Source organism: Streptomyces sp. NPDC003035 (assembly GCF_042888285.1).
Lineage (GTDB): Bacteria > Actinomycetota > Actinomycetes > Streptomycetales > Streptomycetaceae > Streptomyces.
In genome coordinates this window covers 139,234-158,234 of record NZ_JBIAPJ010000009.1, presented here as the reverse complement: position 1 = coordinate 158,234, position 19,001 = coordinate 139,234, and the positions used below count along the sequence as shown (strand labels likewise).

Sequence of the window (19,001 nt, the reverse complement as noted above, 5' to 3'; positions counted from 1 at the left end):
GGCTCAATCCGTACGGGGGCGGGGGCCCCGGCCCCGTCGCGCCACCCCCGCCGCCTCCGTCACCCGTTCGCCGGAAGCGCCGCACGACCGCCGTGATCGCGGCGGTCGTGGCGGCGCTGCTCGCCGTCGGCGGGGTGACCTGGTACGCCCTCGGGGACGCGCCGGACCGCCGGGACACCGAGGCGTCCGGGAGTTCCGCGCCTCCCAGCGTGGGAATGCCGTCCCCACGACCCTCGGGCCCGCCCGCGCCGGACGCCGCCGACGCGGCCCGCTACAACACGGGCCGCGCCCCCGGCGACGCGTCGGTGCTCTGGGTCCGCAAGAACGACATCGACGTCCCCGGTCTCGGCGGCGGCGTCTTCGGCCCGTGGCTCGTCGGGGACACCGTCGTCACCGCCATGTACCGCACGGTCACGGCGGTGAACGTGGCGGACGGCACGGTGAAGTGGCGGCTGACCCTCGGCACCGAGATCTGCCGGGCCTCCCAGCTCGCCTCCGCCGACGGGAAGATCGCCCTCGCCCTCAAGGACCGCCTCCACGCGGAGACCGACGAGTGCCGCCGGCTGCAACTGGTCGACCTGCGCACCGGCACGGCCGGCTGGCAGCAGAAGATCGTCGAGCAGAACCGGTGGGACTTCAGCTACGACTACTCGCTCGCGATCAGCGGCGGCACCGTCACCGCCGGCCGGCACGGTTTCTCGACCGGCTACCGGCTCAGCGACGGCAAGCAGCTGTTCGGCAGGTGGGAGGGGAGCGACTGCCAGCCGTACGCGTACGCCGGCGGCCCCAAGCTCGTCGCCGCCGTCTCCTGCCCGACCTCCGACGCGGACAAGCCGCAGGAGGAGATCCACGAGGTGGACCCGGTGACGGGGAAGTCCCGCTGGAAGTACCGGCTCCCGGTCGGCTATCGGGTGGACCACGTCTACTCCGTGCGGCCCCTGGTCGTCTCGGCCTACTACCGCGCCGAGGACAAGCGCGGGGTGGTCGTCCTCGACGAGGACGGATCGAAGCGCTCCTCGCTCGCCGGCCGCGACCGGTACGCCGACGGGTGCGCCGACGACGTCCACGACCAGGGGAACCTGCAGCGCTGTCAGGTCGTCGTGGACGACGACACGCTCTACCTGGCGACCGCCGGGGCCGGCAAGGGCAAGAGCAACGCGATCGTCGCCTTCGACCTGCGTACCGGCAACGAGGTGCGGCGCATCCAGGGGCCCGTGGATCGCATGGCGTGGCCGCTGCGGATGGAGGGCGGCTCGCTGGTCGTCCGCATGGCCGCGCTGCTCGACAAGCCCGGGTATCTGGCCACCGTCGCACCGGGCGCGAGCACACCCGTCGAACTGCTCCGGGTGCCGCGCGCGGCCGGGCGGGCCGAATCACGGTTCCACGACTGTCCGGCGCTGTACGCCGGCGGCCGGTACATCGTGGTGAAGAACCTGGTCTCCGGAACGGACGACGATGACGAGAGGGAGAGGGAGACGCTGATGGCCTTCGGCATGTGACACCGACTCCCGCCCGTTTTCCGACACTTCAGAGGTACGTAGACCCTATGACGCAACCACCGCAACCACCGCCGCCCCCGCCGAACCAGCCCCCGGGCCCCCCGCCGAACCAGCCGCCCGGCCCGCCCCAGGGAGGCTTCGGCGCGCCGACGCCGCCTCCGGAGCAGCCCGGGTACGGGTATCCCCAGCAGCCGCCCACGCAGCCGCAGTACGGGTATCCCCAGCAGCCGCCGACCCAGCCGCAGTACGGGTACCCGCAGCAGGGACAGCCACCGTACGGCTACCCGACCCAGCCCCAGTATCCGCAGGCGCCCGCGCCGGCCGGTGGCGGCAAGAAGCTGTCCGCGCAGATGCAGATCGTCATCGCCGCCGTGGTCGCCGTCGCCCTGATCGTCGGCGGCGGCATCTGGTACGCGAACTCCGGCGGCGAGGAGAACAACAACGCCAAGGGCGGCTCCGGTTCGGCCCAGGGCCAGGGCGGGGAGAAGGGCAACGGGCTCGGGGGCAACGGCAAGGAGAAGGTCCCGGCCAACACCCAGTCCAAGCTGTCCTTCCAGCTGCCCCTGCCGAAGGTCCCGGAACTCACGGACGTCACCGGCTCCTGGATCACGGACAAGGCGTACGTCAAGACGGACGTGAACTCGATCGTCGGCCGTGACCTCGACAAGGGCACCCCGCTGTGGACGCTGCCCCTTCCGGGCCAGGTCTGCGGCACCTCGCGGCACGTCACGGCGGACTTCAAGGTGCCGATCCTCTTCGAGGCGACCAAGCGTGTCCCGCCGAAGTTCTACCAGCAGTGCACCGAGGTCGGCCTGGTCGACCTGACCACCGGCAAGCTGGTGTGGTCCACCTCGGTCACCGGGGGCACGGCCGGCGACCAGAAGGTGCGGTTCAGCGAGATCACGCTCAGCGGCACGACCGTCGCGGCCGGCGGCTCGGACGGCGGCGCCGCCTTCGACCTCGCCAACGGCAACCCGCGCTGGAAGCCGCAGGCCAATGACCAGAACTGCTTCGACATGGGGTACGGCGGCGGCGCCGGTCTCGTGGCGGCACGCAAGTGCGGCTCGTACGACGCCCGTTACGTCATCATCCAGAACCTCGACCCGATGACGGGCGCGCCGATCTCGCAGTACAAGATGCCGACGGGTGTGGAGTACGCGGCGATCGTCTCGACCAAGCCCCTCGTCGTCGCCGCCGACGTCGGCGACACCGCCGGTGACGGCAGCGGCATCTCGGACTTCTTCTCGATCGACGAGAAGACCGGCAAGCTGAAGGTCAAGATCGCGGCGGACGCGGACCGGTACGCCGCCCGCTGCCGCTCGACGACGGTCGAGCAGTGCTCCAAGGTGCTCGTCGGCAACGGCCGGCTCTACCTGCCGACCGAGGAGCACGAAGGCTCCACCGGGGAGTACGGCGACGAGACCAACGAGATCCTCGCGTTCGACCTGGCCACCGGGAAGCCGACCGCCGAGAAGGCCGACGCCGGTGACCGGTACACGCTCGTCCCGCTCCGGATGGACGGCGGCAACCTGATCGCGTACAAGGTCCCGCCGTACGACAAGGGCGGGCAGATCGTCTCGATCGACGGCGGCACGATGAAGTCGACGGTGCTCCTGGAGAACCCGTCGGACAAGACGGTGCGCGACGCGGAGGACACCTTCAGCGAGGACTACTCCGAGATCCTCTACGGGAACGGCCGGATGTTCATCTCCGTGATGAGGGTCAGCGAGCCGCGTGAGTCGTCCTCGACGAGCCTCAAGGAGTACCTGGCGCTGTCGTTCAGCACGAACTGAGCCCCAGCGGGGACCGGAACGGCCCGGCGCGTCGACCTGTCGACGTGCCGGGCCGTCCGTGTTTCGTCCCGTGGGTGGCATTCCGTCGGAGTTCGGGAACGTATGCCCCCGGGAGCGTGTAGTTTGCCGGGTCATCGGAGTGGCTGGGGCCGGGGGACGGCCTCAGGGGGGATCTAAGGGGTAGCTCGATGGGCGTGCGGCTCATGGTGGTCGACGACCACCGTCTGCTCGCCGAGGCGCTCGCCTCGGCACTGAAACTGCGCGGGCACCGTGTGCTCGCGGCGGCCGCCCCGGTGGCGGGCGCCGCGGAACTGGTGGTGAGCCGGGCGCCGGAGGTGTGTCTGCTCGGTACGGCAGCGCCGGCCGAACCGGGCGTCTTCGACCCGATCGTACGGATCAAGCGCGAGCGGCCGCAGGTGGCCGTGGTCGTGCTCGGCCCGGTGCCCTCGCCGCGCGGGATCGCGGCCGCCTTCGCGGCCGGCGCCTCGGGGTACGTACGGCACGACGAGCGCATCGAGGGCGTGGAGCGGGCGCTGATCAAGGCGCGGGCGGGGGAGACGGCGGTGGCGCCGCAGCTCCTCCAGGGCGCCTTCGCCGAGCTGCTCGACCCGGCGGTGCAGCCGGACGACGAGGGGCAGCGGCTCCTCGGCATGCTGACGCCGCGGGAGGTCGAGGTCCTCGTCCGGGTGGCGGAGGGGGAGGACACCCGGCTGATCGCCGCCGGGATGGGGATCGCGTCGAGCACGGCGCGGACGCATGTGCAGCGGGTCCTGATGAAGCTGGGGGTGGGCTCCCGCCTGGAGGCGGCGGCCCTCGCCGCCCGGACCGGCTTGCTGGACCGCGCCCCGGTCCCGGGAGCCCGGCGGGAAGTCCCCTAGGAGGTGTCCGAAGGCCCGGGTCGTCCCGCGTCCCGGGCCTTCGGCGTTGACGAGGATGTTTACTTGTGGTTCCTTGTGAGTGGTTCTGTTTGGATCCCCGCTGAGGACACCCCGTGAAGAAGACCGTCACCACGCTCGCCGACGGGCGCGAGCTCATCTACTACGACGCGCGGGACGACGCCGTCCACGACGCCGTCGACGCACGGCCCCTCGACCCCGTCTCCTCCACCTCCGAGATCCGGTACGACGCGCTCCTCGGGGACTCCGTCGTCATCGCCTCGCACCGGCAGGCGCGGACCTACCACCCGCCCGCCGACGAGTGCCCCCTCTGCCCCTCCCGCGACGGGCGGCTGAGCGAGATCCCGTCCTCCGCCTACGAGGTCGCCGTCTTCGAGAACCGCTTCCCCTCGCTCGCCGGGGACTCCGGGCGGTGCGAGGTCGTCTGCTTCACCCCCGACCACGACGCGTCCTTCGCCGACCTCACCCCCGAGCGGGCCGGGCTCGTCCTGGACGCCTGGACCGACCGGACCGCCGAGCTCGCCGAGCGGCCCGGCGTCGAGCAGGTGTACTGCTTCGAGAACCGGGGCGCCGAGATCGGCGTCACCCTCGGCCACCCCCACGGCCAGATCTACGCGTTCCCCTTCACCACGCCCCGGACCGCCCTGATGCTGCGCAACGCCGCCGAGCACCGGGCCCGTACCGGCCGCAATCTCTTCGACGACCTCGTCACCCGCGAGCGGACCGACGGCGCCCGCGTCGTCCTGGAGACCGAGGACTGGATCGCCTTCGTGCCGTACGCCGCGCACTGGCCGTACGAGATCCACCTTCACCCCACCCGCCGCGTGCCCGACCTCCGGGCGCTCGACGACGCGGCGCGCACAGCCTTCCCACAGATCTATCTGGAACTCTTGAGGCGGTTCGACCGGATCTTCGGTCCAGGACAGCCGCCCACGCCCTACATCGCCGCCTGGCACCAGGCACCCTTCACCGGCGCGGACCGCGAGGAGTTCGGGCTGCACCTGGAGCTGTTCACCGTCCGGCGGGCGCCCGGCAGACTGAAGTACCTCGCGGGCACCGAGTCCGGCATGGGCGCGTTCATGAACGACGTGCCGCCGGAGGCGGCGGCCGAGCGACTCCGAGAGGTGGCAACCCGATGAAATACCTGGTCACAGGTGGAGCCGGCTACGTAGGCAGTACGGTCGCCCAGCATCTCCTCGAGGCGGGCCACCGGGTCACCGTCCTCGACGACCTGTCCACCGGCTTCGCCGAGGCAGTCCCGGCCGGCGCCGAGTTCATCGAGGGCCGCGTCCAGGACGCCGCCGCGTGGCTGGACGGCTCGTACGACGCCGTCCTGCACTTCGCCGCCTTCTCCCAGGTCGGCGAGTCGGTCACCAAGCCCGAGAAGTACTGGGAGAACAACGTCGGCGGCACGATGGCCCTGCTCGCCGCCATGCGCGCGGCCGGCGTCCGTAAACTGGTCTTCTCCTCCACCGCCGCCACCTACGGCGAACCGGCCTCCACCCCGATCACCGAGACCGCCGCGACCGCCCCGACGAGCCCCTACGGCGCCTCCAAGCTGGCCGTGGACCACATGATCGGCGGCGAGTGCGCCGCCCACGGCCTGGCCGCGGTCTCGCTGCGGTACTTCAACGTGGCGGGCGCCTACGGCCCCTGCGGCGAGCGGCACGCCCCCGAGTCGCACCTGATCCCGCTGGTCCTCGAGGTCGCCCTCGGCCGGCGCGAGGCGATCGGCGTCTACGGCGACGACTACCCGACCGCCGACGGCACCTGCGTACGGGACTACATCCACGTCGCCGACCTCGCCGAGGCCCATCTGCTGGCGCTCGGCGCCATGACGCCCGGCGAGCACCTGATCTGCAACCTCGGCAACGGCAACGGCTTCTCGGTGCGTGAGGTCGTCGAGACCGTCCGGAAGGTGACCGGTCATCCCGTCCCCGAGGTGACGGCCGCGCGCCGCCCCGGCGACCCGGCGGTGCTCGTCGCCTCGGCGGAGGCCGCGCGCGAGCGGCTCGGCTGGAATCCGTCCCGCCCGGACCTGGCGGACATCGTGCGCGACGCGTGGGCGTTCGCGAGAGAGAGGGAGCGGGGACGGGCATGAGCGTACTGGCGGAGTTCGAGGCGCTGTACGGGGTGGAGCCGGAGGGCATCTGGGCCGCCCCCGGGCGCGTCAACCTCATCGGTGAGTACACCGACTTCAACGACGGTTTCGTCATGCCACTGGCCCTGCCGCACACGGCCGTCGCCGCCGTCGCCCGGCGGACCGACGGCGTCCTGAGGGTCCACTCCGCCGATGTCGAGGGCGGGGTCGTCCAGCTCGACGTGGACGCCCTCGAACCGCTCGCGAGCACGGACTGGGCCGCGTACCCGGCCGGTGTCGTCTGGGCGCTGCGCGAGGCGGGCCACCCCGTCACCGGGGCGGACATCCATCTCGCCTCGACCGTCCCGACCGGCGCCGGTCTGTCGTCCTCCGCCGCCCTGGAGGTCGTCACCGCGCTCGCCCTGAACGACCTGTTCGGGCTCGGCCTGAGCCGTCCCGGGCTCGCGGTCCTCGCCCAGCGCGCGGAGAACGCCTTCGTCGGCGTCCCCTGCGGGGTGATGGACCAGATGGCGTCCGCGTGCGCGGCCGAGGGCCACGCGCTGTTCCTCGACACCCGCGATCTCTCGTACCGGCAGGTGCCCTTCGACCTCGCCGCGCGGGGGCTGCGGCTCCTGGTCGTGGACACCCGGGTGAAGCACGCGCTCGGAGACGGCGCGTACGCGGAGCGGCGCGCCGGGTGCGAAGCGGGTGCGCGGGCGCTCGGGGTGCGCGCGCTGCGCGAGGTCCCCCACGCGCATCTGCCGGACGCCCTCGGGCGTTTGAGCGACGAATCGATTCGCCGCTATGTCCGTCACGTCGTCTCGGACAACCACCGGGTGGAGCGGACCATCGCCCTCCTCGACGCCGGGGACCCCCGGTCGGTCGGCCCCGTCCTCACCGAGGGCCATGCCTCGCTCCGGGACGATCTGCGCGTCTCCTGCCGCGAGTTGGACCTCGCCGTCGAGGCGGCGAACGCGGCGGGCGCGCTCGGGGCGCGGATGACGGGCGGTGGCTTCGGCGGTTCCGCGATCGTGCTGGTCGAGGAGCGGGCGGCGGACGCCGTGGCCACCGCGGTGGGGAAGGCCTTCGCCGAGGCCGGGTTCACCACTCCGAGGATCTTCCCCGCAGTGCCCTCGGAGGGCGCGCGACGGCTCAGAAACGGCCATGAGATGCACGGAAAAAGCCCCTGAATTGTCGACTTCTGTCGCCATCGGGCACATGAGGCACAGGCGTGCCCCGGACGTTCGGCCAGTTCCGCGAATCGCCTTCCGGGGCGGCCGCCCGCCCGTACTCTGATGCACAGCACCGGTGGGGGCCGGTGCTGATCAGGGGGCGAGACCAGTCGGGTACGGCGCCCGGGACGGGGTACCAGTCACCGCACGGCGGCGGCCGTGCGCGGCGGACCCTCGTCACCGGCGCCGTGCCCGCGCCGGTCCGTTCCTCGACACATAGGGGTGTCCGTGGGCCGTATCCGGGTTCTGGTGGTGGACGACCACCGCATCTTCGCCGAGTCGCTGGCCGCCGCGCTCGCGGCGGAGCCCGACGTCGACGTCTCCGCGGCGGGCAGCGGTCCCGCCGCGCTGCGCTGTCTGGACCGCGCGGTGGCGGAGGGGCGCCGGTACGACGTGATGCTGGTCGACGCCGACCTGGGCACGGTGGCCGGGCCGGCGGCGTCGGTCGCGGTGGCCCGGGTCGTACCGGAGCACGGGGAGGGCGTGGTCGACGGCATCTCGCTGGTCGCCGGGGTCCGTACCGCCCAGCCCGCCGTCCGTACGATCGTGCTCGCGGAGAAGGACGACGCCCACCGGGCCGCGCTCGCGCTGCAGGCCGGGGCTTCGGGCTGGGTGGCCAAGGACTGCTCGCTGCAGCGGCTGCTCGCCGTCATCCGCGGTGTCCTGCGCGACGAGACGCATCTGCCGCCCGCGCTCCTCACCGGCGTGCTGCGGGAGCTGACGGCGACCCGCAAGCACCGCACCGAGAGCGAACAGCTGGTGGAGTCGCTGACCCCGCGCGAGCGGGAGGTGCTGCGCTGCATGGTCGCGGGCCTGGGGCGCAAGGCCGTCGCCGAGCGGCTCTTCCTCTCCCCGCACACCGTCCGTACGCATATGCAGAACGTGCTCGGGAAGCTGGGCGTGCACTCCACGCTCGCCGCGGTCGCCCTGGCGCGCCGGGCCGGTGTCGGTCCCGCAGAGCTGGAGGGAGCCCTAGCCGGGAATGTTGTCGAACGGGGCGGTCAGCTGGCGTAGCAGACCGGCCAGTTCGCCCCGCTGGGTCCGGGAGAGCTGGGCCAGGATGGCCCGCTCCTGGGCGAGCAGCCCGGCGAGTGCCTGGTCGGCCCGGTCGCGGCCCTCCGGGGTCAGGCGAACCAGGACCCCGCGCCGGTCGCTGGGGTCGGGCAGCCGCTCGACCAGGCCCTTCTTGGTGAGCCGGTCGATGCGGTTGGTCATGGTGCCGGAGGTGACCAGCGTCTGGGTGAGGAGCTGGCCGGGGGAGAGCTGGTACGGGGCGCCGGCGCGGCGCAGCGACGTCAGGACGTCGAACTCCCAGGGCTCCAGCTGGTGCTCGGAGAAAGCGAGCCGACGGGCGCGGTCGAGGTGGCGGGCGAGCCGTGAGACGCGGCTCAGCACCTCGAGCGGTTCCACGTCGAGGTCCGGGCGCTCGCGGCGCCATGCAGCGACCAGCCGGTCGACCTCGTCCTCCATGACGATCAGTGTAAAGGGTCTGTTGACATAAAGTCTCTTGACGTCAAGATATATTCGGCTGGACTATGGGGAAGGACCGGGCCGGAACCCTGTTCCGCTTCGGCAACTCGTTCCAGCAAGGGGGCTCGAACATGCATTCCGCACCATCTTCTGCATCTGCCGCACCAACGTGGGACCCACAGCAGTACCTCCGACACTCCGGCCACCGCACCCGTCCCTTCCTCGACCTGCTCGCCCGAATACCGCACCTGCCCACCACCGACCAGCCCGCCCGGATCGCCGACCTCGGCTGCGGCCCCGGCAATGTGACCGTCCTGCTCGCCGACCGCTGGCCCGAGGCCCACATCAGCGGCTTCGACCTCTCGCCCGACATGCTGGAACGTGCCGAGAAGGACTGGGCCGGCACGACGGCCGGCGGCGGCTGGCTCGACTTCCGGCCCGCCGACGCCGCCCACTGGGCACCCGAGGAGCCCTACGACCTGATCGTCTCCAACGCCGCCCTCCAGTGGGTCCCCAACCACCCCGAGTCCTTCGCCGCCTGGATCGACGGCCTCAAGCCGGGCGGGACCCTCGCCTTCCAGGTCCCCGGCAACTTCACCTCGCCCAGCCACGCCCTGCTCGGCGAACTCTGCGACACCCCGCAATGGCGCGACCGCCTCGACGGCGAGGGGCGCCGATTCGTCCACGTCCTCGACGCTGCCGACTATCTGAACCGCCTTGCCGACCTCGGCTGCGAGACCGACACCTGGGAGACCACCTACTCACAACTGCTGCCGGGCGAGGACCCGGTCCTCGACTGGGTCAAGGGCACGGCCCTGCGCCCCGTACTGACCGCACTGGAGGGTGACGAGGAGGCGACCGCCGCCTTCCTCGCCCAGTACCGCGACCTGCTGCGCGAGGCGTATCCGCCGGGCCCGCACGGCACGGTCTTCCCGTTCCGCCGGATCTTCGCCGTCGCGACGAAGCCGAGGTGACGCACGGGCGCCCCGCACCGGTGATCCGGTGCGGGGCGCCCGTGCGGTGCGGTACCGCGCTGTCGCGCCGGCCCCGGTGCGGGACCGCCGTCGCGCCGACCCGTGGACCGGTGCCGCGTCAGCTCTTGCGGTGTCCTATCAGCCGCGGCTTCTGCTCCAGGCCGTCCAGGCCGTGCCACGCCAGGTTCACCAGATGCGCCGCGACCTCCGCCTTCTTCGGCTTACGGACGTCCAGCCACCACTGGCCCGTCAGCGCCACACTGCCCACCAGCGCCTGCGCGTACAGCGGGGCCAGCTTCGGGTCGAAGCCGCGGGCCTTGAACTCCAGACCCAGAATGTCCTCGACCTGCGTGGCGATGTCACTGATGAGCGAGGCGAACGTGCCGGTCGACTGCGCCACCGGCGAATCGCGGACCAGGATCCGGAAACCGTCGGTGTACCGCTCGATGTAGTCGAGCAGCGCGAACGCCGCCTGCTCCAGGAGCTCACGCGGATGGCCCGCCGTCAGCGCCCCGGTCACCATGTCGAGGAGCTGGCGCATCTCCCGGTCCACCACGACCGCGTACAGCCCCTCCTTGCCGCCGAAGTGCTCGTACACCACCGGCTTGGAGACTCCGGCCTTCGCCGCGATCTCCTCCACCGACGTGCCCTCGAAGCCCTTCTCGGCGAAGAGCGTCCGACCGATGTCCAGCAGCTGCTCCCGGCGCTCCGCGCCCGTCATCCTCACCCGGCGGCCGCGCCGGGGCTTGTTCTCGCTGCTGCTGGTACTGCCTTCGATCGCCACGTTCTCCATCATGCCGCGTCGGCGGGCTCGCCCCGGCGCCGGGCTTCGATCCGGGAGGCATTCGGCCAGCGCACGTCGTACGCCCAGCCCAGCTGCTCGAACCAGCGGATCAGCCGCGCGCTGGAGTCGACCTGGCCCCGCAGCACACCGTGCCGCGCCGAGGTCGGGTCGGCGTGGTGCAGGTTGTGCCAGGACTCACCGCAGGACAGCACGGCCAGCCACCACACGTTGCCCGAGCGGTCGCGGGACTTGAAGGGGCGCTTGCCGACCGCGTGACAGATCGAGTTGATCGACCACGTGACGTGGTGCAGCAGCGCGACCCGGACCAGCGAACCCCAGAAGAACGCCGTGAACGCGCCCCACCACGACATCGTCACCAGACCGCCGACCAGCGGCGGGATCGCCAGGGACAGCAGCGTCCAGAAGATGAAGTCGCGCGAGATACGGCGGATCGCCGGGTCCTTGATCAGATCGGGCGCGTACTTGGCCTGCGGCGTGCGCTCCTCGTCGAACATCCAGCCGATGTGCGCCCACCACAGCCCCTTCATCAGAGCCGGCACGGTCTCGCCGTAACGCCACGGCGAGTGCGGGTCGCCGTCCGCGTCGGAGAACTTGTGGTGCCTGCGGTGGTCCGCCACCCAGCGCACCAGCGGGCCCTCCACCGCGAGCGAGCCCATGACCGCCAGAGCGATCCGCAGCGGCCGCTTGGCCTTGAAGGAACCGTGGGTGAAGTAACGGTGGTAGCCGATCGTGACGCCGTGGCAGCCGATGTAGTACATCGCGACCAGCAGGCCGAGATCGAGCCAGGACACGCCGCCCCAGCTCCAGGCCAGCGGCACGGCCGCGGCGAGGGCGATGAAGGGCACCGTGATGAACAGCAGCAGCGTGATCTGCTCGATCGATCGCTTTTTGTCCCCGCCGAGCGTGGCGGAGGGCAGGTCCTGTTCGGTCTCGAGCATCTCGGGGCTTGTGGTCATGGGTGTCCCCTGGGGGTGAAGGGAGGAAGGATGAATACGAGAATGGAGGGATTGGAGGGGATGGAAAAGTCGGGGAGAGGTAAGAGGAGGAAAGTGAGCGGAACGGGACGAAAGAAGCGCGTGGCTACGCCTCCGTAACCTACGGCGACGTAAGTATGGCAGTGCGGTGGCGCGCGGCAAGAGGGCGCAAGAGGGGCTCGGGTGGAGTCCAGGGATTGGACACCTATCCTGTGTGCGTCGGACAGCGCGGTCCGCAAGCCTCCAGTACCCCTCCAGACGTGCTCAAACACTGCAAGGAGCCGCACCTGTGAGCAGTGCCGACCAGACCCCCACCGCCAGCGCCGAGCTGCGTTCCGACATCCGCCGACTGGGCGACCTGCTGGGCGAGACCCTCGTCCGCCAGGAAGGACACGAGCTTCTCGACCTCGTCGAGAAGGTCCGCAGCCTCACCCGCGAGAACGGCGAGGCAGCCGCCGAGCTGCTGGGGGAGACCGACCTGGAGACCGCCACCAAGCTGGTGCGCGCCTTCTCCACCTACTTCCACCTGGCGAACGTCACCGAGCAGGTGCACCGCGGCCGCGAGATGCGCGAGAAGCGCGCCGCCGAGGGCGGGCTCCTCGCCCGCACCGCCGACATGCTCAAGGACGGCGACCCGCAGCACGTCCGCGAGACGGTACGGAACCTCAACGTGCGGCCCGTCTTCACCGCGCACCCCACCGAGGCCGCCCGCCGCTCCGTCCTCAACAAGCTGCGCCGGATCGCCGCCCTCCTGGAGACCCCGGTCATCGAGGCCGACCGGCGCCGCCACGACCTGCGGCTCGCCGAGAACATCGACCTCATCTGGCAGACCGACGAGCTCCGGGTCGTCCGCCCCGAGCCCGCCGACGAGGCCCGCAACGCCATCTACTACCTCGACGAGCTGCACGCCGGCGCCGTCGGCGACGTCCTGGAGGACCTCGCCGCCGAGCTGGAGCGCGTGGGCATCGAGCTGCCCGCCGGGACCCGCCCGCTGACCTTCGGCACCTGGATCGGCGGCGACCGCGACGGCAACCCCAACGTCACCCCCAAGGTGACCTGGGACGTGCTGATCCTCCAGCACGAGCACGGCATCACCGACGCCCTCGACCTCATCGACGAGCTGCGCGGCTTCCTCTCCAACTCCATCCGGTACGCCGGCGCCACCGAGGAACTCCTCACCTCCCTCCAGGCCGACCTGGAGCGCCTGCCGGAGATCAGCCCCCGCTACAAGCGCCTCAACGCCGAGGAGCCGTACCGGCTCAAGGCCACCTGCATCCGCCAGAAGCTCGTCAACACCCGTGAGCGCCTGGCCAAGGGCACCCCGCACCAGGAGGGCCGCGACTACCTCGGCACCTCCGAGCTGGTCCACGACCTCGCCCTGGTCCAGACGTCCCTGCGCGAGCACCGCGGCGCCCTGTTCGCCGACGGCCGGATGGACCGCACCATCCGCACCCTGTCCGCCTTCGGCCTCCAGCTCGCCACCATGGACGTCCGCGAGCACGCCGACGCCCACCACCACGCGCTCGGCCAGCTCTTCGACCGGCTCGGCGAGGAGTCCTGGCGATACGCCGACATGCCGCGCGACTACCGGCAGAAGCTGCTCGCCAAGGAGCTCCGCTCCCGCCGCCCGCTCGCCCCCACCCCCGCCCCGCTCGACGCGGCCGGCCAGAAGACCCTCGGCGTCTTCCACACCATCAAGGAAGCCTTCGAGCGCTTCGGCCCCGAGGTCATCGAGTCGTACATCATCTCGATGTGCCAGGGCGCCGACGACGTCTTCGCCGCCACCGTCCTCGCCCGCGAGGCCGGCCTCCTCGACCTCCACGGCGGCTGGGCCAAGATCGGCATCGTGCCGCTCCTGGAGACCACCGACGAGCTCAAGGCCGCCGACGTCATCCTCAACGACATGCTGGCCGACCCCTCCTACCGCCGCCTCGTCTCGCTCCGCGGCGACGTCCAGGAGGTCATGCTCGGCTACTCCGACTCCTCCAAGTTCGGCGGCATCACCACCTCGCAGTGGGAGATCCACCGCGCCCAGCGCAGGCTCCGCGACGTCGCCCACCGCTACGGCGTACGCCTCCGGCTCTTCCACGGCCGCGGCGGCACCGTCGGCCGCGGCGGCGGCCCCTCGCACGACGCGATCCTCGCCCAGCCCTGGGGAACCCTCGAGGGCGAGATCAAGGTGACCGAGCAGGGCGAGGTCATCTCCGACAAGTACCTCATCCCGTCCCTGGCCCGGGAGAACCTCGAACTGACCGTGGCGGCCACCCTCCAGGCCTCCGCCCTGCACACCTCGCCCCGCCAGTCCGACGAGGCCCTCGCCCGCTGGGACGCGGCCATGGACACCGTCTCCGACGCCGCCCACACCGCGTACCGGAGCCTGGTCGAAGACCCGGACCTGCCGACGTACTTCCTGGCCTCCACACCCGTCGACCAGCTCGCCGACCTGCACCTGGGCTCGCGGCCCTCCCGCCGCCCCGGCTCGGGCGTCTCGCTCGACGGACTGCGCGCCATCCCGTGGGTGTTCGGCTGGACCCAGTCCCGCCAGATCGTCCCCGGCTGGTTCGGCGTCGGCTCCGGCCTCAAGGCGCTGCGCGAGGCCGGTCTCGACGCGGTCCTCGGCGAGATGTACGAACAGTGGCACTTCTTCCGCAACTTCCTCTCCAACGTCGAGATGACGCTGGCCAAGACCGACCTGCGGATCGCCCGCCACTACGTCGACACCCTGGTGCCGGACGAGCTCAAGCACGTCTTCGAGACCATCGAGACGGAACACGCGCTCACCGTCGCGGAGGTCCTGAAGGTGACCGGCGGTCAGAAGCTGCTCGACTCCAACCCGGTGCTCCAGCAGACCTTCGCCATCCGCGACGCCTACCTGGACCCCATCTCCTACCTCCAGGTGGCCCTGCTGGCCCGCCAGCGCCGCGCGGCGGAGCGCGGCGAGGAGCCCGACCCGCTGCTCGCGCGGGCGCTGCTGCTCACGGTGAACGGCGTTGCGGCGGGCCTGCGCAACACCGGCTGACGCCCGGCCTGTCCATACGACGGTGCCCCCGCCGGAATCTCTTCCGGCGGGGGCACCGTCGTCGCTACGGGACTCAGTGCTGCTGCGCCTTGCGGCGGCGCGTCACCAGGAACGCACCGGCACCCGCGAGGGCGACCGCCGCGGCGGCGAGGATGCCGACGGGGGCGCTGGAGCCCGTCTCGGCCAGGTCACCGGAGCCGGCAGCGGCGTCGGTGCTCGTGCTCGCGGACGGGGTCGCACCGGCCGCCGCGGAGTCCGTGGCGGACGGCGTGGCGCTCGGCGCAACAGAGGCGCCCGGCTTGGTGGTCTCCGTGCCGGGGGTCTCCGTGCCCGGGGTCTCCGCCGGCTTGGTGGGCTTCTTGCCGGGCTCGACGGGCTTCTCCGTCGGCTTGGCCGGCTCCTCGCCGGCCGGGCAGTCGACCCAGAACGTCTTGTGCTTGGCCTTGCCGTTCTCGCCGTCGAAGTTCCAGTACAGCTTGTAGTGGCCGTCCGGAAGCGACAGGTCGCCGGTGCGCTCGTGGCCGGAGCCGTCGAGCGTCAACGAGCCTTCGATGCCCGCCAGGTCGGCGGTCGGGGCGTGGCCCTCGATGCGCCAGGTGACCTTCTGGGCGCCGTCGAACTGGAAGCCGTCGAGGTAGAAGGTGCAGACCTTCGGCTCGTTCTTGTGGAGGTACTCGCCGGTCTTGGCATCGTGGATCTTCACGTTGCCGTTGTCGCCCTTGGGGTCGTCCTTCGGACCCTTCGTGGCGGAGGCGGCGGGAGCCAGCAGCAGAGAGGCGGCGGTCACGGCAGTGACGACGGTGCCGGTGGAGATGAGGGTACGTCGCATATGGGCTTGTCCATCTGAGAGATGAGGGATGCCGTGGGAGGTGGCGGAGGGCAGCCTATCCACCTCCTTAACTCACCCTTAACCCGAGGCCCATAACAATCAGAGCGCAATCCGCGGGTCTTGGTTCCATGCCCGGAGTCGCACCCTCGTGCTCGCGAAGCGGAGCGTCATGGTCTCATCGGGGTAAACCGGATGAAGTGCTAACGAAGAGGGTGTCTCACTCGGTGGAGTGAACTGTGGGGAACGCGCGGTGAGTGATCGTACATCTGTGTACGTTCGTGAACGTGAAGCTGGTGGTGCAGGTAAAGCTACTGCCGACGCCTCTACAGGCGGCGGCACTTGAAGCCACCCTGCGCGCATGCAACGAGGCTGCGACGTGGGCGAGTCGGGTTGCCTTTGAGCAGGGTGTCTATCGGAACTTCGCCCTGCGCAAGCACACGTATGACCAGGTGAAGGAGCGCTGGGGACTGGGTGCACAGGCCGCCCAGCACGCGATCAAGAAGACCTGCGATGCCTACGCCACCCTGAAGGCGAATCTGCGGTCCGGGAGGTATGGCCGGCCAGGTTCGAAGCGCTACTCGCGGGCGGCTGGGAAGCCGCTGGCATTCCGACCTACGAGCGGGCAGCCGTATGACGATCGCATGCTGTCGTGGCAGATCGATCAACGGCGGTTGTCGATCTGGACTACGGAAGGCCGAAAGAAGAACGTGGCGTTCACCGCCTCGCCGGAGCAACTGGCCACCCTTGCCTTGTACCGACGAGGCGAGTCGGACTTGCTGTTCCGAGATGGCATGTGGTTCCTCATGGCTACCTGCGAGGTCCCCGAAGCCGAGCCGAGTACCGATCCGGTGGACTTCCTTGGTGTCGATCTGGGCATCGTGAACATCGCCACCACGAGCGATGGCGAAGTCATGGCCGGACGGCAGCTGAACCGGCTGCGTGTCCGTGAACGCGGACTGCGAACCAAGCTTCAGAAGAAGAACTCCCCGTCGGCCAAGCGTCGTATGCAGAAGCGGCGGGGCAAGGAAGCGCGTCGGACCAAGGATATCAATCACAAGATCGCGAAGCGTGTGGTGGCCGAGGCTGAACGCACTGGTCGCGGAATTGCCCTGGAGGATCTGACGGGCATCCGCGAGCGGGTACGGCTGAGGAAGCCCCAACGGGCCACCTTGCACTCCTGGGCATTCGCGCAGCTCGGGGAATTCATCGCGTACAAAGCCCGCCGGGCAGGAGTGCCGGTGGTGCACGTCGATCCGGCGTACACCTCCCGTACGTGCGCCGAGTGCGGGCACATGGACAAGGCGAACCGGGTGTCCCAGGCCAGGTTCGCATGCCGGTCCTGCGGATTCGTTGATCACGCAGACCGCAACGGCTCCCGCAACATTCGGGCCAGAGGCTTGGAGTTGTGGCGATGCGGGGCCCAGTCAACGGCCCCTGTCGTACCCCGACCAAGGGATACGACTGGACGCAAACGTGGCATCACCGCCAGCGATGCCTCGTTGTGTAAACCGGGCTCCAGCCTCACGTAGTTGACAGCGCGAAGAACGCCGCCACCAGCAGCGCACCCCCCGCGCCCGCCAGCGACCACGCCGTCCGCGTCAGCCGCAGCCCGCCCCCGACGAGCGGTGCCGCCAGCAACAGCGCCCCGCCCAGCGGCAACCAGGCGTGCAGACCGCCGCCCCACCCCGTCCGTACCGCCTCCGTCGTACCCGGCTTCACCACCACCGGCAGCGTCTGGCCCTTGCCGGCCGCCACCGAGTGGTCGATGGTCAACGTGGTGTGCGGCGACGGCGGACCGTCCGGCTCCGGGACATAACGGCCGGTGCACGTCTCCTCGTTGCAACCGGTCACCGTCAGCGTGCCGTGCTCACGGCCCTTGGACAGCAGGACGTGCTGCGCCGTCCCCCAGGACGACCAGACGCCCGCGACGACGAGCAGCAGGGCGACCAGGACCATGGCGGCGTTACGGACGTGCGTCATGGTCCGCGATCGTACAGTCGTACCGCGCCGACGAGTCGCTCAGGAGTTGTACGCCGACTGCGCGCGCTCCAGACCCTCCGCCACCAGGCACTCGACGGAGTCCGCCGCCCGGTCCACGAAGTAGTCGAGCTCCTTGCGCTCCGTCGAGGAGAAGTCCTTCAGGACGAAGTCGGCGACCTGCATCCGGCCCGGCGGACGGCCGATGCCGAACCGCACCCGGTGGTAGTCCGCCCCCATCGCCTTCGTCATCGACTTCAGGCCGTTGTGCCCGTTGTCGCCGCCGCCGACCTTCAGCCGCAGCACGCCGTAGTCGATGTCCAGCTCGTCGTGGACCGCCACGACGTGCGCCGTCGGCACCTTGTAGAAGTCCCGCAACGCCGTCACCGGACCGCCCGAGAGGTTCATGTACGACATCGGCTTCGCGAGGATCACCCGGCGGTTCGCGGGCCCCGGAGGACCCATACGGCCCTCGACGACCTGCGCCTGCGCCTTCTGCGCCCGCTTGAACTTCCCGCCGATGCGGTCCGCGAGCAGGTCCACCACCATGAAGCCCACGTTGTGGCGGTTGGCCGCGTACTCCGGCCCCGGATTGCCGAGACCGACGATCAGCCAGGGGGCGTTCGCGTCGTCCGTCATGGGGTCTCGTCTCCTCGTGTGCGTACCGGCAGATGGACAGAAGGCGGGTGTGCAGAACGCATGCGTACAGAAGAAACGGGGTGACGGGCCGCACGGCCCGTCACCCCGTCACGTCAGGCAGAGCCTACGGCTCAGGCCTCGGCGCCCTCACCGGCGGCCTCGCCGGCCGGCTCCTCGGCCTGCGCGGCCAGGATCTGGATGACGACCGCGTCGGGGTCCGTCGCCAGGGTGGTGCCCTTCGGCAGCGCGACATCCTTGGCGAGGATGGAGTTACCGGCCTCGAGGCCCGCGATGGAGACCGTGACGGACTCGGGGATGTGGGTGGCCTCGGTCTCGACGGAGAGCGTGTTCAGCACGTTCTCGACGAGGAAGCTGCCCGGGGCGAGCTCACCCTCGGTCTCGACGACGATCTCGACCGTGACCGTCTCGCCGCGCTTCACCAGCAGCAGGTCGACGTGCTCGATGAAGCCCTTCAGCGGGTCGCGCTGCACGGCCTTCGGGATGGCCAGCTCGGTGGTGCCACCCAGGTCCAGCGACAGCAGGACGTTCGGGGTGCGCAGGGCGAGCAGCAGCTCGTGGCCCGGCAGCGTGACGTGGACCGGCTCGGTGCCGTGACCGTAGAGAACGCCGGGGACCTTGCCCTCGCGGCGGACGCGGCGCGCCGCACCCTTGCCGAACTCGGTACGGGTCTCGGTGGCCAGCTTGACCTCGGACATGTGCACTCCTCGTAGACGATGACGAAAAACGACGGTCACCCGGCCACGACTGGCGATGGCCTGCTACGAAGAGCGCGTCGATAACGGACCGCCGTACC

At 70.7% G+C, this 19,001-nt stretch carries 17 protein-coding genes; 10 read left to right on the top strand and 7 right to left on the bottom strand.

Annotation, left to right across the window (positions count from 1 at the left end; translation table 11 throughout):
* The first annotated feature begins 92 nt into the window (after positions 1-92).
* From ACFYV5_RS27585 to ACFYV5_RS27555, 7 genes are all read left to right on the top strand, one after another.
* Entirely contained in the window at positions 93-1,499 is a 1,407-nt protein-coding gene (locus tag ACFYV5_RS27585) for a PQQ-binding-like beta-propeller repeat protein (protein WP_389172795.1), read from the top strand.
* 47 nt (positions 1,500-1,546) lie between these two features.
* Complete coding sequence (locus ACFYV5_RS27580; RefSeq protein ID WP_389172793.1) at positions 1,547-3,292, top strand: PQQ-binding-like beta-propeller repeat protein; 1,746 nt, start codon at positions 1,547-1,549, stop codon at positions 3,290-3,292.
* Positions 3,293-3,480: 188 nt separating this feature from the next.
* Positions 3,481-4,170: a LuxR C-terminal-related transcriptional regulator gene (locus ACFYV5_RS27575; RefSeq protein WP_389172791.1), complete on the top strand. Its 690-nt coding sequence runs from the start codon at positions 3,481-3,483 to the stop codon at positions 4,168-4,170.
* A 113-nt stretch (positions 4,171-4,283) separates the two neighbouring features.
* Entirely contained in the window at positions 4,284-5,327 is a 1,044-nt protein-coding gene (gene galT, locus ACFYV5_RS27570; protein ID WP_389172789.1) for a galactose-1-phosphate uridylyltransferase, read from the top strand.
* Positions 5,324-6,289, top strand: coding sequence for a UDP-glucose 4-epimerase GalE (gene galE, locus ACFYV5_RS27565; protein WP_389172787.1), 966 nt, complete (start codon positions 5,324-5,326; stop codon positions 6,287-6,289). The genes galT and galE overlap by 4 nt, the downstream gene beginning before the upstream one ends.
* Positions 6,286-7,458 carry a galactokinase gene (galK, locus tag ACFYV5_RS27560; protein WP_389172785.1) on the top strand — a complete coding sequence of 391 codons (1,173 nt, stop codon included), beginning with the start codon at positions 6,286-6,288 and terminating at the stop codon, positions 7,456-7,458. The genes galE and galK overlap by 4 nt, the downstream gene beginning before the upstream one ends.
* Before the next feature lie 270 nt (positions 7,459-7,728).
* The gene (locus ACFYV5_RS27555) at positions 7,729-8,514 is read left to right on the top strand and encodes a response regulator transcription factor (protein ID WP_355114468.1); all 786 of its coding nucleotides are present in this window, start codon (positions 7,729-7,731) and stop codon (positions 8,512-8,514) included.
* Here the strand turns inward: ACFYV5_RS27555 and ACFYV5_RS27550 are convergent.
* On the bottom strand, positions 8,473-8,970 hold the full coding sequence (locus tag ACFYV5_RS27550) for a MarR family transcriptional regulator (protein ID WP_355114470.1): 498 nt from the start codon (positions 8,968-8,970) through the stop codon (positions 8,473-8,475). The two genes, ACFYV5_RS27555 and ACFYV5_RS27550, sit on opposite strands and share 42 nt — an antisense overlap.
* A 131-nt stretch (positions 8,971-9,101) precedes the next feature.
* On the opposite strand from ACFYV5_RS27550, the gene ACFYV5_RS27545 reads away from it, so the two are divergent.
* Positions 9,102-9,944 (top strand): trans-aconitate 2-methyltransferase, encoded by an 843-nt coding sequence (locus ACFYV5_RS27545; protein ID WP_355114472.1) that lies wholly within the window; start codon positions 9,102-9,104, stop codon positions 9,942-9,944.
* A 118-nt stretch (positions 9,945-10,062) separates the two neighbouring features.
* On the opposite strand, the gene ACFYV5_RS27540 is transcribed toward ACFYV5_RS27545, so the two are convergent.
* The gene (locus ACFYV5_RS27540) at positions 10,063-10,737 is read right to left on the bottom strand and encodes a TetR/AcrR family transcriptional regulator (protein WP_389173166.1); all 675 of its coding nucleotides are present in this window, start codon (positions 10,735-10,737) and stop codon (positions 10,063-10,065) included.
* Positions 10,737-11,705, bottom strand: a complete 969-nt coding sequence (locus ACFYV5_RS27535; RefSeq protein ID WP_355114474.1) for a fatty acid desaturase — start codon at positions 11,703-11,705, stop codon at positions 10,737-10,739. The genes ACFYV5_RS27540 and ACFYV5_RS27535 overlap by 1 nt, the downstream gene beginning before the upstream one ends.
* 307 nt (positions 11,706-12,012) lie before the next feature.
* Here ACFYV5_RS27535 and ppc point away from each other — a divergent pair, with 307 nt between their 5' ends.
* The gene (ppc, locus tag ACFYV5_RS27530; protein WP_389172782.1) at positions 12,013-14,742 is read left to right on the top strand and encodes a phosphoenolpyruvate carboxylase; all 2,730 of its coding nucleotides are present in this window, start codon (positions 12,013-12,015) and stop codon (positions 14,740-14,742) included.
* Between the two features lie 73 nt (positions 14,743-14,815).
* On the opposite strand, the gene ACFYV5_RS27525 is transcribed toward ppc, so the two are convergent.
* Complete coding sequence (locus tag ACFYV5_RS27525; RefSeq protein ID WP_355114477.1) at positions 14,816-15,571, bottom strand: LPXTG cell wall anchor domain-containing protein; 756 nt, start codon at positions 15,569-15,571, stop codon at positions 14,816-14,818.
* A 284-nt stretch (positions 15,572-15,855) separates the two neighbouring features.
* On the opposite strand from ACFYV5_RS27525, the gene ACFYV5_RS27520 reads away from it, so the two are divergent.
* Positions 15,856-17,100, top strand: a complete 1,245-nt coding sequence (locus ACFYV5_RS27520; protein WP_355114479.1) for a transposase — start codon at positions 15,856-15,858, stop codon at positions 17,098-17,100.
* Here ACFYV5_RS27520 and ACFYV5_RS27515 read toward each other — a convergent pair.
* The 3 genes from ACFYV5_RS27515 to ACFYV5_RS27505 form a co-directional block, all read right to left on the bottom strand.
* A complete protein-coding gene (locus tag ACFYV5_RS27515; RefSeq protein WP_389172779.1) occupies positions 17,093-17,551 on the bottom strand; it encodes a hypothetical protein in 459 nt (152 codons plus the stop codon). The genes ACFYV5_RS27520 and ACFYV5_RS27515 overlap by 8 nt on opposite strands.
* A 39-nt stretch (positions 17,552-17,590) precedes the next feature.
* Positions 17,591-18,187: an aminoacyl-tRNA hydrolase gene (gene pth, locus ACFYV5_RS27510; protein ID WP_389172777.1), complete on the bottom strand. Its 597-nt coding sequence runs from the start codon at positions 18,185-18,187 to the stop codon at positions 17,591-17,593.
* A 131-nt stretch (positions 18,188-18,318) separates the two neighbouring features.
* Positions 18,319-18,903 (bottom strand): 50S ribosomal protein L25/general stress protein Ctc, encoded by a 585-nt coding sequence (locus ACFYV5_RS27505; protein WP_389172775.1) that lies wholly within the window; start codon positions 18,901-18,903, stop codon positions 18,319-18,321.
* Positions 18,904-19,001 lie beyond the last annotated feature (98 nt).